Origin of the sequence: Brucella sp. 22210, assembly GCF_052045675.1 — a bacterium.
Lineage (GTDB): Bacteria > Pseudomonadota > Alphaproteobacteria > Rhizobiales > Rhizobiaceae > Brucella.
The window spans coordinates 89,111-103,933 of the sequence record NZ_JBQEPD010000010.1 but is presented as its reverse complement, the minus strand read 5'-3'; the positions used below and the strand labels follow the sequence as shown (position 1 = coordinate 103,933).

Sequence of the window (14,823 nt, the reverse complement as noted above, 5' to 3'; positions counted from 1 at the left end):
TCAGTTCACCCCTGCGGTGAGGATACGGCAGTCTTCATGGTTCCAGTTGAGGCCGACCTGTGTGCCTTCGGCTGGCGGCGGATTGCCGAGATTAGGCAGTGCCACCGAAAGCGGGCCTGCTGCCGTATTGACCCCGAGCAACCACTGGCTACCCATGAAATAGCGCGTTGCGACTTCACCTGCGATATGGCCTTCGCCGTCATTCACGAGCTGCACTTTTTCCGGACGGATAAACACCGAGACATCGCCGGAAAGCTTGGTTTCGCCTGCCGGGAAGCGGATCGCTGTGCCCGCAAGCGCGATCATCTCGCCCTCGGCGCGCGCCTTGAGGAAGTTGGACTTGCCGACAAAATTGGAAATGAAATGGTTGTGCGGATGCTCGTAGAGCTTGTACGGCGCATCGACCTGCGTGATGAGACCCTTTTCCATGACCACGATGCGGTCGCTGATCGACAGCGCTTCGGCCTGATCATGGGTCACCATGATGGTGGTGATGCCGACGGTGCGCTGAATGCGGCGCAGCTCGAACTGCATTTCCTCGCGCAGCTGCGCGTCAAGATTGGAGAGCGGCTCGTCCAAGAGCAGCACGGGCGGATTGATGACCAGCGCGCGGGCAATCGCAACACGCTGGCGCTGACCGCCCGACATCTCGCGCGGATAGCGATCCGCCAGAGCGCCAAGATGCACAAGTTCCAGCACCTCGCGCACACGTTTTTCGCGCTCGGCCTTGGCCACATTGCGCATTTCGAGGCCGAAGCTGACATTCTGCGCCACCGTCATATGCGGAAACAGCGCATAGCTTTGGAAGACGACGCCGAGTTCGCGCTTGGCCGGGGCCAGCCGGGTAATATCGCGACCATCAAGCGTGATCGAACCGGCGGTCGGGGGCACCAGCCCGGCGATCATCTGCAAGGTGGTGGTCTTGCCGCAGCCGGAAGGGCCGAGCAGCGAAATGAACTCGCCCTTTTCAATCGTCAGATTGAATTTATCGACAGCCGCGAACTTGCCGTAGTGGCGGGAAATTCCGGAAAGGGTCAAAAAGCTCATTGCGTCTCCCTCTCGGCCTGACTTCCGCAGACATGTGCGGGGGAGCGGAAGCGCCGTGATGTTGTCTCACGTCGCCTCTTTACAGGGCTGGCTGGCGGGGCGGTCATTCATGCTCGGTTGCGCAGCAACACTTTATTGGCCAGCCGCTTTCGCGGCTGCATCGTTCCCTGAACAACGCCTGAAGCAAAACCGCCGATCCGTTTGCAGCACCTTTTCGGTGCCTTGCCGGACCTTCCCATTGGCGACGCTTTCAGATGGCAGAAAAATTTCTGCTATTACAAATTATAATTTTCAAATCCGGAAGAAATTATATACATCTTTCAAAATACAGAATTTGGAAGCAATTTTATGGATGATATATCAGAGAATTCGAAATCTGGCGCTGCTCTCAACTCAAGTCTGGTGAAGGCAATCCATATTTTGAAAGGTCTGGCCGCCAGCGCCGAGGATGGCGTGCGGCTGATCGATCTGGCCCGCGATCTCGAATTGAGCCAGCCATCCACCCATCGCCTGCTGAAGACGCTGATAGCCGAAAACCTTGTCGAGCAGATCGCCGACAAGAAGGCCTATCGCCTGTCCCTGGAGTTTTTCGCCATGGCAGCGCAGGCCCGGCAACGCGACGGGATACTGAATATCGCGCGCCCGTCGCTGCTGCGGCTGTCGACCACATTCAACGATACGGTTTTCCTGCTCGTGCGCAGCAATTTCGATGCTGTGTGTCTTGATCGTGTCGAGGGACCGTTTCCGATCCGCTCCTATACCGGCGATATTGGTGGCAAGGTCCCGCTTGGCATCGGCCAGGGCAGTCTCGCCATTCTCGCCTTCCTGCCGGAAGAAGAGCGCGAAGCGATCATCCGCTTCAACATGCCCCGCATTCTGGACAAGTCCACCATCGACGAAGTTGATCTGCGTATCCTGATCGATGACGTGCGCAAGACAGGTGCTGCAACTTTCAACTTCAATATGATCGACGGCATGGCCGGTGTCGGCGTGCCCATTCTCGATCATAGCGGCGAAGCCGTCGCGGCCTTCAGCGTCGGCACACTGGCCTCACGCCTGACCGAACAGCGGCTGCAAACTGTCGTGGAACTGCTGCGCCGGGAAGCGGCGATCATTTCCCACAAGATCAGCCCGTTCGATCCGAGCCTGCGCCAGCCCAATCAGGCGCTGGCAAATCGCAGATAGCGGATAGAAGCTTTACTGCGCGCGGCGCACGGTTTCAGACGGAAGATAGCCGAAGCGCTGGCGATAATCGGCTGAAAACAGACCCATATGGTTGAAGGCCCAGGCCATGGCGATGCGTGTAATATCGCCGGGCCCGGCATATCCGCGGGCAAGCTCTGCATGCACCTTGTCCAGCCGCATATTCTTGAACACGCCGAGCGGTGTGTTGCCCCGGACACTGCGGAAGGTGCGGTGCAAGGTGCGGGCACTGGTGCCCGTTGCATCGACAAGCTCCTGCAAGGTCAGTTGCTTGTCGAGATTGTCGAGCATGAATTTTTCAGCGCGCTGGACATAGCTCGGCACCGCACTCATCAGCGGTCTTGCGCGGGGCTGTGTATCCAGCGCCGCCGCAAGCGACGCCATCAGGCTGTCTTCCAGCCGCTCCGACAGACCGCCATGGAAGAAGGCTTCCTTGTCCTTCTCGATCTCGTTCATGACGAAATGCGCCAGCTGATAGAAAGCATGGCCAACCGGGGTGTCAAACGAGACAACCCGCTTGTTATGGGTGAACTGCTCGATGAATTCCTTGCCGCCCAGAATATCAATCTGGGTATCGTTCAGGCTAAAGATCAGCATGCGCGTGGACGGGTGAAACTCAAGGTCGATTGCCGAATGCGCATCAACCAGCTGGGCATTCATGCCCGACTGATACAGCAGTTCGTCACCGCGCCGGTCGCGCGAAACGAAGATGCCCTGCAACGGAACCTGCAACAAAGTCATATCGTTATGCGCTTCGACTTCGATGCGGGCATGACCGCCAATGCGGATCGCCGTCAGGCCGAAGGGCCGCATGCGCCCGTGGGCGACTTCCGTGCGGTAGGTCCGGCTGGATTTTTTCGAGATGCGGCAAGGCCGGAGCAGCCCGGACATGGTGTCCTGGAACGAATCGATGGACGGCGAAAGCCGGTGCATATAGCTCGTAGTCAGCATCACGATATTCCCCGTATCTCATTTAGAGAGCATTTTATTTTAAGATTAAAGTATCATGCCGTAGCGAGAGCGCAAGCACCGTGAAAATTTTGCCGGAAAACGCGTTTCTGGCGGTTTCCTGTTAGGGATGGCGATTTGGTGATAGACAGCACCGTTCCCGCTTTTATCGTTGGTCCCAGGCGCCAGAGAGCAGCCACGGAAAAGGGAACCGCGAATGAAAGCGATTATCGTCGGAGGAGGCATCGGCGGCCTCACCATGGCACTGATGCTGCATACACGGGGCATTGACTGCCAGATTTTCGAAGCAGCACCTGAAGTCCGCGAATTGGGCGTTGGCATCAACGTCCTTCCCCATGCCATCCGCGAATTGGCCGAGATTGGTCTTCTGCCAGCCCTCGACGCCACCGGCATCCGCACCCGTGAGTTGATTTACGCGACACGGCAGGGTCAGGAAATCTGGCGCGAGCCCCGCGGCGTGGATGCAGGCTATGATGTACCGCAGTTTTCCATCCATCGCGGCTATTTGCAGAAACTGCTCTATGATGCCGTGATCGAACGTCTCGGCCCAGACGCCATCGTCGCCAACCAGCGCTGCGTCGGCTATGACCAGAGCGAAGGTTCGGCGACAGTGCATTTCGCAGAAGGGTCGAAGATCGCTTCTGCAACTGGCGACATTGTCATCGGCGCGGATGGTATTCACTCCGTCATCCGGCATCAGATGTTCCCGAACGAAGCCGGGCTTAAATGGAACGGCGTCATGATGTGGCGCGGCGCGGTTGAAAGCGACCCGTTCCTTGACGGTCGCACAATGATCGTCGCGGGCGGCTTCACCTACAAGCTGGTGCTTTACCCTATTGCCAAGGGCTCGACACCCGGCAAAATCCTCAACAACTGGGTCGTCACCTATCGTCCGGGCGCCGACGGTTCGCCTGCACCGAAGCGCGAGGATTGGAGCCGTCGTGGCACGCATGAAGAGCTGATGCCGCATGTCGAGAAGTTCGGCATCAATGTGGTGGATCTCGCCGCGCTGGTGCGGGCAACCGATACATTCTTCGAATATCCCATGTGCGACCGCGATCCCGCCCGCTGGTGGACCGATGGCCGCGTGGCGCTGATCGGCGATGCCGCCCATCCGATGTATCCGGTCGGGTCCAACGGCGCGAGCCAGGCCATCATCGACGCCCGCACGCTTGCCGATTATCTGGCCGCCGCCGAACACGGTCGTGCAGCGCTTGCCGCCTATCAGGCCATCCGGCTGCCCGCGACGGCGGAGATCGTCCGACTTAACCGGCTGGGCGGTCCGGAAGGCGTCATTGATGAGGTCGAACGGCGCGCACCGTCCGGTGTTGCCGATCTGGACGGCGTCATCAGCTTTGCCGAACGCGAGGCGATTGTTCGCGGCTATGCCGCAAAGGCAGGCTTTTCAACACAGCAGGTCAACCGGGAAGCAACCCGGGCGACGGCCTGAAAACTTGCGTCTGAATAGTTTCTAAACGCGCATCTTTCCCGAAAACCGTTTCACACTTTTCGGGATGCGCTCACATGAAAGGGAATCCAAGTGACTGATCTTCCAGCTGGCGTGACCAAATCCGGCTCCTCCGTGGACGGTGTTGTCTGGCACATTCTGGGCCAGACCTATGTGCCCAAGCATGTATGCGAAAGCTCCATGTCGTGGCATGCAACCTTCCCTCCCGGCACCTTCGTTCCGCCGCATATCCACACCACGCAGGAAGAATTCATCTATGTGCTGGAAGGCCGCCTCGACCTGCTGCTCGACGGCAAGGATGCCGTTGCCGAAGCTGGCGATCTCGTCTGCCTGCCGCGCAACATATCGCACGGCATTTTCAACAAATCCGAACAGCCGGTGAAGTGCGTTTTCTGGGTTTCGCCGACCGCAAAACTCTGGGACCTGTTCGTTCGCATCAATAATGTCGGTGATCCGGCTGAAATAGTTCGCGTTGCACCGGCTCATGAGGTTGAATTTTTGCCCGCGCCAGCAGAATAATGCATCCGCCCGGCAGATGTATGGGAGTACATCTGCCGGGTATTAAGCATTTCCAGCAAAAGCGCTTCGCACTTTTGTGTCGGACAATGCGAAAGAAAAAGAAAACAAAGCAAAAATCTGCAATCGAGGTGGAACAATGAAAATTTCGACGAAAGCAGCCCTGGCGCTGCTCGCCGCAACCATGTTGAACGGAACCGCACAGGCCGAAGACGGCAAGATCAAGATCGGTTTGATCTATACGTTAAGCGGGCCATCGGCCTTGCTGGGCGAACAGTCCCGCGACGGTTTTCTGCTTGCCATGGACAAGCTGGGCAACAAGCTCGGCGGCCTCGATGCTGAAATCATCGTTCAGGACGATGAACAGAAGCCGGATATCGGCGTCAACAAGGTCCAGCAGATGATCCAGCGCGACAAGGTGGATTTCGTCATCGGGCCGATTTTCTCCAATGTCCTGAACGCAATCGTCAAGCCGGCAACCGAATCCGGCGCATTCCTGATCTCGACCAATGCAGGCACGTCCAATCTGGCCGGCAAGGACTGCAATCCCAATCTGTTCGTGACGTCCTATCAGAACGACCAGATGCATGAAGTTTCCGGCAAATATGCCGAAAAGCAGAACTACCAGCGCGTGTTCCTGATCGCCCCGAACTATCAGGCAGGCAAGGACGCACTCGCCGGTTTCAAACACTCCTATAAGAACCAGGTCGCGCAGGAAATCTATGTGCCGCTCGGCCAGCTGGATTATTCGGCGGAACTGGCGCAGATCGCCGCTGAACAGCCAGACGCGGTCTATGCCTTCCTGCCCGGCGGCATGGGCGTGAATTTCGTCAAGCAGTATCGTCAGGCCGGTCTTGAAGGCACGCCGTTCCTCTCGGCATTCACCGTGGACGAAACGACCTTGCCTGCGCAGCAGGATGCAGCGGTCGGCTTCTTCGCCGGTTCGAACTGGGCGCCGGATCTCGATTCCGCACCCGCCAAGGAATTCGCCGCTGCCTATGAAGCCAAGTTCAAGCGCATTCCGGCGACCTTTGCCGTGCAGGCCTATGATGCCGCCATGCTGATCGACGCGGCGGTCAAGCAGGTCAATGGCAATCTGGCCGACAAGGACGCCTTGCGGGCCGCCATGAAGGACGCGAAATTCACCTCGCCGCGCGGTGAATTCAGCTTTGGCGACAACCACTTTCCGATCCAGAATTTCTACCTGACCAAAGTCGTCAAGCGCGATGACGGCCAGTTCGCCACGTCCTACGTTGAAACGGTCTTCAACGACTATAAGGACAACTACGCAGCTGAATGCAAGATGTAACCCGGTGGAAGAAGGGCGCTCCGATGAGCCCAGTCTTCTCAATTTCCAAGTCTGAAACAGTTCACGCCAGCCCGTCTGGCGTGAACCGGGCTTCAGTACAACGAGTTCCGGACATCCCCCATGCTCAATCTTTTTCTGCTGCAGTCCCTTAACGGGATTCAGTTTGGCATTTTGCTCTTTCTCGTCGCCGCCGGGCTGACGCTGATTTTCGGCGTCATGGATCTCATCAATCTGGCGCATGGCGTTCTTTATATGGTCGGCGCCTATCTGACCGCGACCTTCACTGCCATGACCGGCAGTTTCTTCTACGGCATCCTGATCGCCCTTCCCGTCACGCTCGTCATCGGCATCGTGCTGGAAGTGCTGGTCTTTCGACGATTATACGAACGCAGCCATCTCGATCAGGTTCTGGCGACTTTCGGACTGATCCTGATTGTGAATGAACTGGTGAAGATCATCTGGGGTGCAGCGCCGCTCAGCGTGCCGATGCCAGACGCCCTGTCGGGCTCCATCCAGCTTTTTGGAAACCTGCGCTATCCCGTCTATCGCCTGCTGATCATCGCGGCTGGCCTTCTCACGGCGGCTGGTCTCTATGTCCTCGTCAATCACACGCGCATCGGCATGCTGCTGCGCGCCGGAGCAACCAATGGGGATATGGTCTCGGCGCTCGGTATCAATATCCGTCGCCTGTTCATGGTGGTCTTCGGACTTGGCGCAATGCTTGCGGGCTTTGCCGGCGGCATGGTCTCCCCCATCCTCTCGGTCGATCCGGGCATGGGCGATTCCATCCTGATCCTCACCTTCGTCGTCATCGTGATCGGCGGCGTCGGTTCGGTGCGCGGCGCTTTTGTTGCGGCCATCGCTGTCGGCCTCGTCGATACGCTTGGCCGCACCTTCGGGCCGATGCTGCTCCGCAATCTGCTTGATCCGGCCGCCGCCTCCCAGATGGGCCGCACGCTGGTGCCGATGCTCACCTATATTCTGATGGCAGCCGTGCTCTATTTCCGCCCGACCGGTCTCTTCCCGGCACAGGGAGGAACGCGATGAGCGAGATTACCCATAACAGCACCCGCGATACCGCTATGCCGGAAAAGGTCAAAAACCGACCATCGCCTTTGCTGGATGCAGGCCCGTGGCTGGTCTTCGCCGCCTTTGCAATCGTTCCGCTTCTTGCGTCCGCTCTCGGCGACAGCTTTCTTCTGGTGATCGTCACCCGCATCATGATCTTTGCGCTGGCAGCGCTTTCGCTCAACTTCATCATGGGTTACGGCGCGCTCGTTTCCTTTGGTCATGCGGCCTATATCGGGATCGGTGCTTATGCGGTCGGCATCCTGTCCAGCTATGGTATCGATGATCTGATCCTTCAGCTGATCGCGGCTATTGTCGCCGCAGCGATCTTCGCCTTCGTCACCGGCTATATCTCGCTGAGAACCAGTGGCGTCTATTTCATCATGATCACGCTGGCCTTTGGTCAGATGGCCTTCTTCTTCATGGTGTCCCTTTCGGCCTTTGGCGGCGACGACGGAATGACGCTGTCGTCGCGTTCCACGCTGTTCGGCAATGCGCTGTTTTCCGGCAATCTGGTGCTGTTCTATTTCGTGCTGGCGCTGCTTGTCGGGGCGTTTCTCACCTTCCGCATGCTGGTGCATTCAAGGTTCGGTCGCGTCCTGCGCGGAACGCGGGATAATCCGGTGCGCATGCGCGCCATCGGCTTCTCGCCCTTCTCGTTTCAGCTCACTGCCTATGTCATCGCCGGTGTGGCGGCGGCCATTGCAGGTGTTCTGCTGGCCAACCAGATCCAGTTCGTTTCGCCTGCCTTCATGAGCTGGCAGCGCTCCGGCGAATTGATCGTCATGGTCGTGCTGGGCGGCATGGGCACGCTGATCGGCCCGGTCCTCGGCGCAACCGCCTTCATCGTGCTGGAAGAAGTATTGGCTCACTTTTCCGAGCACTGGAAACTCGGCCTCGGCCTTTTCCTCGTTCTCGTCGTGCTGTTCAGCCGCGACGGTATTGGCGGACTGATCCGCAAGCTGCGTGGAGGTTCCGATGTCGGATGAACTTCTTCAGGTCCATGACCTGCACAAAAGCTTTGGCGCGCTCAAGGTCACGGACGGTGTCAATCTCACCGTCAAACGCGGCGAGATTCACGCGCTGATCGGCCCGAACGGCGCTGGCAAGACCACATTGATCCACCAGCTTTCGGGCAACTTGAAAAGCGACCGTGGCTCGGTGATTTTCGATGGACGCGATATTTCCAGTCTCGCCATGCCCGATCGTGTTCATCTGGGGCTTGCGCGCTCGTTCCAGATCACCTCGGTTCTCGAAGGCTTCAGCGTGCTGGAAAATGTTGCGCTGGCCGTTCAGGCGCGATCCGGTTCGAGCTTCCGCTTCTTTCAGGCGGCAAGCAAGGAAACCGGGATCAACGAGCAAGCCATGGCAGCGCTCACCCGCGTACGGCTGGACGATCGCGCCCATCGCCGGGCCGGAGCACTTTCGCATGGTGAAAAACGCCAGCTTGAGATTGCCATCGCGCTTGCCACCGAAGCACGGATGCTGTTGCTCGACGAGCCACTGGCTGGCACCAGTCACGAGGAATCCGTGGTGCTGGTCGAGCTGATGCGCGCACTGCGCCAGACCCATACGCTGGTTCTGATCGAGCATGACATGGATGCCGTTTTCTCGCTGGCCGATCAGGTGAGTGTACTTGTCTACGGGCGCGTGATCGCATCCGGAACACCCGACGCCGTGCGCTCCGATCCGGACGTGCGCGCCGCCTATCTCGGTGAAGAGGAGGCCGCATAATGCTGAAAGTCGAAGGGCTCCAGAACGCCTATGGCCAGTCCCGTATTCTGTTCGGCATCGACTTTGAAGTCGGAGCGGGAGAGGTCGTTACGATCCTCGGCAGAAACGGCATGGGCAAAACCACAACCATCAAGTCGATCTTCGGCTTGCTGCCGCCGAAGGGCGGCAAGGTTTTCGTCAATGGCCAGGATGTTACCGGCAAACCGCCCCATGCGATTGCACGCGAGGGGCTGGGGCTGGTCCCGGAGGGGCGGCAGATATTTCCAACGCTCAGCGTTGAGGAAAACCTGTTGGCCACCCGGCGCACGGATGCCCGCTCGTCCAAATGGACGCTGGAGAGCATCTACCGGATGTTCCCGCGCCTGAAAGAACGGCGACGCAATATGGGCAACCAGCTTTCCGGCGGTGAGCAGCAGATGCTGGCCGTTGGCCGCGCGCTGATGACCAATCCGAAAATGGTCGTGCTGGACGAGGCGACGGAAGGATTGTCGCCGCTGATGCGCGAAGAGATCTGGTCCTGCCTGCGCAACATCAAGGATGAGGGCGAAGCGATCCTCGTCATCGACAAGAATGTCGATGCGCTGGCGCGCTTTGCAGACCGTCACGTCGTTATCGAAAAAGGTCGTGTGGTGTGGAGCGGTGACAACGCCGCGCTGTTGAACACCCCGGACATCAAGGAACGTTACTTGCACGTTTGATCGGGAGCACATCCCGAAACAGGCGATGCGCCTTTCGGACAGAATGTCCGTAAAAACAAATAGTTAGAACGGCTACAACGGTTCAGCCTCCACTGATGCCGCTCTAGCAGCCGAACGTAAACTGGCATTGACAGGAGAAGAGCATGCACCCCAGCGCTCATGTGGACACATTCGTTCTGGATAATCTCCCGGCTGCGGAACTTCTACCGGATATCATCAATCTCGACGAACTCGGCTACCCGGAACAGCTGAACGCGACCTATGAACTGGTGGATGCGCATCTGGCAAACGGCAAGGGCGACCGCGTCGCCTTGCAGGCACCGGGCGTGCGCTGGACCTATCGCGATCTTGCCGCCATGATCAACAAGATCGCCAATGTGCTGACAGACGAGCTCGGCATGAAAACCGGCAACCGCGTCATGATCCGCTCGGGCAATAACCCGACCAAGATTGCGCTTTATCTGGCGATCATCAAGGCAGGCGGTGTCGTCGTGGCGACCATGCCGCTTTTGCGCGCCCGGGAGCTGGTCCAGATCATCGACAAGGCCGAGATCAGCATTGCCTTTTGCGATCACGCGCTGATCGGCGAAATGCAAAATGCCGTGGCGCAGACCAGCTTCGTCAAGACACTGGTGACCTGGGAGGACAATGCGGGCGGTGAACTTGGCGCATTGCTGGCCGATGCATCCGGCGATTTCGATGCAGTGGCAACGCGGGCGGATGATCCGTGCCTGCTCGGCTTCACATCCGGCACCACCGGCTTGCCGAAAGCGACGATCCATTTCCACCGCGACCTGCTGATCGTCTGTGACTGCTATGCGCATCACATATTGGACGCAACAGAAGACGACATCTTCATCGGCTCGCCGCCGCTGGCCTTCACATTCGGTCTTGGCGGACTGGTTCTCTTTCCATTCAGGATCGGTGCTTCGACAGTGCTTCCGGCAAAGACCGCACCCCATGATCTGGCGCTCGCCATCGGCGAATATAAGCCGACTGTCTGTTTCACCGCGCCGACGGCCTATCGCGCCATGCTTTCGAAAATTGATCAATATGATCTGTCTTCACTGCGCAAATGCGTTTCAGCCGGTGAGGCTCTGCCGCTCCCCACTTTCGAAGCGTGGAAGCGCGCAACCGGGCTTTCGCTTGCAGACGGCATCGGCGCAACGGAAATGCTGCATATCTTCATTTCCGCGCCGGAAAACGACATTCGCCCCGGCGCGACCGGCAAGCCAATCCCCGGCTATGAAGCACGTGTTATCGATGACAACGGGCAGGAATGCGCGCCCGGCACGCCCGGACGTCTTGCCGTTCGCGGGCCGCTCGGCTGCAAATATCTGGCCGACCCGCGCCAGACCAAATATGTCGAGAACGGCTGGAACATCACCGGCGATACCTATGTCATGGATGCGGACGGCTATTTCTGGTATCAGGCCCGCAACGACGACATGATCGTTTCCGCCGGATACAATATTGCCGGACCGGAGGTCGAAGCCAGCCTGCTCGCGCATCCGGCTGTGGCGGAATGCGGCGTGGTGGCAGCGCCGGATGAGGAACGGGGCTGCATCGTAAAAGCCTATGTGGTGCTGAACGAGGGCTATAATGGCGATGCGAATTTGCAGGAAACACTGCAACGCCATGTCAAAAGCGAACTCGCGCCCTATAAATATCCACGCCTGATATGCTGGGTTTCCAGCCTGCCCAAGACAGAATCCGGAAAATTGCAGCGATCCGCCCTGCGCGCGCAGGCGGCAACCGAAGCCCGCGCCTGACGCGGCTTCACGCATGAAACATGCAGGAGACTTCAGTGCTTCAAGATTTCGATACCGCCTATGACAACATGAAAGCCATCAGCGATTCCGCCACGTATCCGCCGCGCTGGACGGAACTGGCCTCGGGCTTTCGCGCAAAAATGCGCGATCAGGGCCGCTTGATCCCTGACATCGCTTATGCCGAGGGTGCGCGCAACCATTACGATCTCTTCCTGCCGGAAGGCACGGCCAAGGGTACGCTCGTCTATGTCCATGGCGGCTATTGGAAGGGGCTGGACAAAAGCTTCTGGTCGCATCTGGCGCAGGGAGCGCTCACGCGCGGTTATCGCGTGGCCATGCCGAGCTATACGCTGTGCCCCGAAGCGCGGATTTCCGGCATCACGCTGGAAATCGGTCGTTTCATCGACCGGCTGGCGCAGGAAGTGGACGGCGACATTGCGCTGACCGGCCATTCCGCAGGCGGCCATCTGGTCAGCCGCATGGCTTGCGAGAACGCACCCATTGCGGCGGCAACAGCGGAACGGATCAGCCGTGTTCTTTCGATCAGCGGGTTGCATGATCTGCGCCCGCTGCTCAAAACCGCGATGAACGACATTTTCCACATGGATGCGGAAGAAGCCGTCGCGGAAAGCGCCGCGCTACAGCGCCCACGCGCTGATATTGCCGTGCATTGCTGTGTCGGTGGTGACGAACTGATGGAATTCCGGCGGCAAAATGCGTTGCTGGCAAACATCTGGCACGGATTGGGGATCGAGACCAGCGCCTGGGAAATCGACGGAACGCATCATTGCAATGTGATCGACACGCTGTGCGATCCCGAAAGCCGCGCCGTTAAATTTCTTTGTCCGTAAGGCCGAGAAAGCGAAACGCTTTTCGCTTATGGCGGAAAGCGTTTTCAGAAATGTTCTATCGGAAGGCCGCGCCGCTCATGCCCTGACAGGGCAAACCCTGCTGGCTCGGCTTTTGCCCCGCCGCTCATGCGGTTGATCATCACGGCCACTTCGGTTCTGTTATGCACACCGAAACGCTTGATCAGATCGTCGACATAATCCTTCACCGTATGGGGCGAAAGTTCCAGATGCCGCGCGATCTGCTTGTTGGTATTGCCCGCAGCCAGTAACCGGGCCACGGTCGAAAGACGTGGCGGCAAGCTGGTCAGATTGGCGCCGGGCGTCTTCGCCGGACGCCCTTCCTGGATATTGCGCAAGGCAAGCGCCGACGAGCGGCACAACAGTGACACCTGCTCTTCGAGCTGCGTTGCGTGCATCTCGAAACCGGCGGCATAAATCAGCGCCTGAATATTGCCGCCGACATAAACCGGGCAGCACAAGTTATCGTTGTAGTTCCATCGATAGAGCAGCGTCCGCATCAGCGGCACATTGCCCGCTGCATTCTGGGGCAATCGCGAGCCCGCAACCGCGCTGGCATTCTGCACAACCGCCGCAATCATCGGATCTGAATCCGCCAGCCCGTTCTGATATTCGAGAAGAAAGCCGGTGGGCGTGTTGATGCTGTGAAAAAGGCGCGGCCGATTATTCTCCAGCAAATAAATTCCAAGCGAGCGCACGCGCAGAACATGCGCCGCAAAATAATCGCAAGCGATTGTAAAATCGTCATAATTACGGCTCTCCGCAACAGAAAGTGCTGCAGAGACCCGCTCGTCTATCGATAGTATTTCCCTGGGCATTCTCTCTCCCGAATTCCCAAGCCCCCCATTCGGGGGGAATGTTTGTTCCCGCTCTTGTTCGTATCATTCCCGCTTACAACGACTAAATCAAGGGGAACCGTTTTGGATACCAGCGTGCACCGGGCTCACACCGCCGACAACTATTCCGCAGTCATTCAGGGCTTCAACGACCGCCTGCAGGCCATTCTACCTTTGATTGAAGAAAAGGCCGAAGAAGCGGAACAACTCGGGCGGATGCATGATGACGTCGTGGACGCGATGCGCAAGGGCGGCTTCTACACGATGCTGTTTCCGAAGGAAGTTGGCGGCGCTGAATTGCGCCCGATCGATGCCATGAAAATCATGTCGGCGCTTTCCTATGCCCATGCCTCATCCGGCTGGTGCACGATGGTCAACAATATGGAAGGCACGACCATGGCGATCTACCTCGACGACGAGGGGATTGCCAATGTGTTCAAGGACGGCGTCGATGTCACCATTGCAGGCAACGGCGTGCCGCGTGGCTTTGCCCGCAAGGTCGATGGCGGTTACATGATCCGCGGCAACTGGGCCTATGGAAGCTCCATCTTCCACGCGGAATGGATCCATTCCGGCTGCTTCCTGCTTGATCCCAAGGACCCGAGTGGCAAGGCGTTGCTGAAAGACGAAACCGGCGCACCGCAGATCATCGTCGCGCATCACCCGCGCTCCACAATCCAGCTGCTCGGCAACTGGGATGTGCTGGGCCTGCGCGCCACCGGCAGCTTCGACTATACGCTTGCAACCGATGAAGACCTCTTCGTGCCGGATTCCATGGTCTATAGTTTCACGCAATCCGCACCGAAACGCGGTCAGTCGCAGGGCCATCTCGGACTGGCAGGCTACAGCGCCCTCACCCATACGAGCTGGGCCATCGGTGTCGGTCGCCGGATACTCGACGAACTCGCCAAGGTGATCCGCCAGCGGCAGGACCCGTTCGGCAAGAGTGCGGACAGCGCCAGCCTGCGGCTCCAGTTTGCCAATGCCGAAGCCCGCTATCGGGCGGCGCGGGCGCTTGCCATGGAAACATGGGAAGATGTCTCGCAGACCACCGCATCCGGCGGTGTTCCAACCCTCGACCAGATGACGATGGTGAAGCTCTCGCTGCGCTATATGCACGACATCGTTTCCGATGTGGCGACTTTTGCGCATCGGGCGGCGCGCGGCGCATCGCTTCACAACACGGCCATGCAGCGCTTCTATCGCGATATCCATTCCGGCACCCAGCATATCCTGCTCGCCGACCAGATCGTCGAGGAATGCGGCAAGGGTCTGCTCGGCCTGCCCGGCCCCGATGCACGGTGGACCGTTTTCGGCATCAGCGAAAACTGAGA

The 14,823-nt window shown here is 58.6% G+C and carries 15 protein-coding genes; 12 read left to right on the top strand and 3 right to left on the bottom strand.

What is annotated here, in order from left to right; genetic code table 11:
- A complete protein-coding gene (locus ACTJKP_RS14595; RefSeq protein ID WP_078338212.1) occupies positions 1–1,047 on the bottom strand; it encodes an ABC transporter ATP-binding protein in 1,047 nt (348 codons plus the stop codon).
- Positions 1,048–1,105: 58 nt separating this feature from the next.
- Between ACTJKP_RS14595 and ACTJKP_RS14590 the strand changes: the two genes are divergently transcribed.
- Together ACTJKP_RS14590 and ACTJKP_RS14585 are read left to right on the top strand one after the other, a co-directional pair.
- Positions 1,106–1,453 carry a hypothetical protein gene (locus ACTJKP_RS14590; protein WP_440631145.1) on the top strand — a complete coding sequence of 116 codons (348 nt, stop codon included), beginning with the start codon at positions 1,106–1,108 and terminating at the stop codon, positions 1,451–1,453.
- On the top strand, positions 1,396–2,232 hold the full coding sequence (locus ACTJKP_RS14585) for an IclR family transcriptional regulator (protein ID WP_440631144.1): 837 nt from the start codon (positions 1,396–1,398) through the stop codon (positions 2,230–2,232). Before ACTJKP_RS14590 ends, ACTJKP_RS14585 begins: the two co-directional genes overlap by 58 nt.
- Positions 2,233–2,244: 12 nt before the next feature.
- Here ACTJKP_RS14585 and ACTJKP_RS14580 read toward each other — a convergent pair whose 3' ends face one another.
- Positions 2,245–3,201 carry an AraC family transcriptional regulator gene (locus ACTJKP_RS14580; protein ID WP_138786252.1) on the bottom strand — a complete coding sequence of 319 codons (957 nt, stop codon included), beginning with the start codon at positions 3,199–3,201 and terminating at the stop codon, positions 2,245–2,247.
- Positions 3,202–3,415: 214 nt separating this feature from the next.
- Here ACTJKP_RS14580 and ACTJKP_RS14575 point away from each other — a divergent pair, with 214 nt between their 5' ends.
- The 9 genes from ACTJKP_RS14575 to ACTJKP_RS14535 all read left to right on the top strand — a co-directional run bounded on the left by ACTJKP_RS14575 (position 3,416) and on the right by ACTJKP_RS14535 (position 12,635).
- Complete coding sequence (locus tag ACTJKP_RS14575) at positions 3,416–4,669, top strand: flavin-dependent oxidoreductase (RefSeq protein ID WP_440631143.1); 1,254 nt, start codon at positions 3,416–3,418, stop codon at positions 4,667–4,669.
- A gap of 90 nt (positions 4,670–4,759) precedes the next feature.
- Entirely contained in the window at positions 4,760–5,206 is a 447-nt protein-coding gene (locus tag ACTJKP_RS14570; protein ID WP_078338209.1) for a cupin domain-containing protein, read from the top strand.
- Between the two features lie 136 nt (positions 5,207–5,342).
- Positions 5,343–6,512, top strand: a complete 1,170-nt coding sequence (locus ACTJKP_RS14565; RefSeq protein ID WP_078338408.1) for an ABC transporter substrate-binding protein — start codon at positions 5,343–5,345, stop codon at positions 6,510–6,512.
- A gap of 120 nt (positions 6,513–6,632) precedes the next feature.
- On the top strand, positions 6,633–7,559 hold the full coding sequence (locus tag ACTJKP_RS14560) for a branched-chain amino acid ABC transporter permease (RefSeq protein WP_440631142.1): 927 nt from the start codon (positions 6,633–6,635) through the stop codon (positions 7,557–7,559).
- Positions 7,556–8,569 (top strand): branched-chain amino acid ABC transporter permease, encoded by a 1,014-nt coding sequence (locus ACTJKP_RS14555; RefSeq protein WP_440631141.1) that lies wholly within the window; start codon positions 7,556–7,558, stop codon positions 8,567–8,569. The genes ACTJKP_RS14560 and ACTJKP_RS14555 overlap by 4 nt, the downstream gene beginning before the upstream one ends.
- On the top strand, positions 8,559–9,314 hold the full coding sequence (locus ACTJKP_RS14550; protein ID WP_440631140.1) for an ABC transporter ATP-binding protein: 756 nt from the start codon (positions 8,559–8,561) through the stop codon (positions 9,312–9,314). The genes ACTJKP_RS14555 and ACTJKP_RS14550 overlap by 11 nt, the downstream gene beginning before the upstream one ends.
- Entirely contained in the window at positions 9,314–10,012 is a 699-nt protein-coding gene (locus ACTJKP_RS14545; RefSeq protein ID WP_440631139.1) for an ABC transporter ATP-binding protein, read from the top strand. The genes ACTJKP_RS14550 and ACTJKP_RS14545 overlap by 1 nt, the downstream gene beginning before the upstream one ends.
- Positions 10,013–10,155: 143 nt before the next feature.
- Positions 10,156–11,784, top strand: a complete 1,629-nt coding sequence (locus tag ACTJKP_RS14540; RefSeq protein ID WP_440631138.1) for a benzoate-CoA ligase family protein — start codon at positions 10,156–10,158, stop codon at positions 11,782–11,784.
- Between the two features lie 35 nt (positions 11,785–11,819).
- Positions 11,820–12,635 (top strand): alpha/beta hydrolase, encoded by an 816-nt coding sequence (locus tag ACTJKP_RS14535; RefSeq protein WP_440631137.1) that lies wholly within the window; start codon positions 11,820–11,822, stop codon positions 12,633–12,635.
- A 44-nt stretch (positions 12,636–12,679) separates the two neighbouring features.
- Here ACTJKP_RS14535 and ACTJKP_RS14530 read toward each other — a convergent pair whose 3' ends face one another.
- On the bottom strand, positions 12,680–13,471 hold the full coding sequence (locus ACTJKP_RS14530; protein ID WP_440631136.1) for a LuxR C-terminal-related transcriptional regulator: 792 nt from the start codon (positions 13,469–13,471) through the stop codon (positions 12,680–12,682).
- A gap of 114 nt (positions 13,472–13,585) precedes the next feature.
- Between ACTJKP_RS14530 and ACTJKP_RS14525 the strand changes: the two genes are divergently transcribed.
- Positions 13,586–14,821: an acyl-CoA dehydrogenase family protein gene (locus ACTJKP_RS14525; RefSeq protein WP_440631135.1), complete on the top strand. Its 1,236-nt coding sequence runs from the start codon at positions 13,586–13,588 to the stop codon at positions 14,819–14,821.
- The last annotated feature ends 2 nt before the right edge of the window (positions 14,822–14,823 follow it).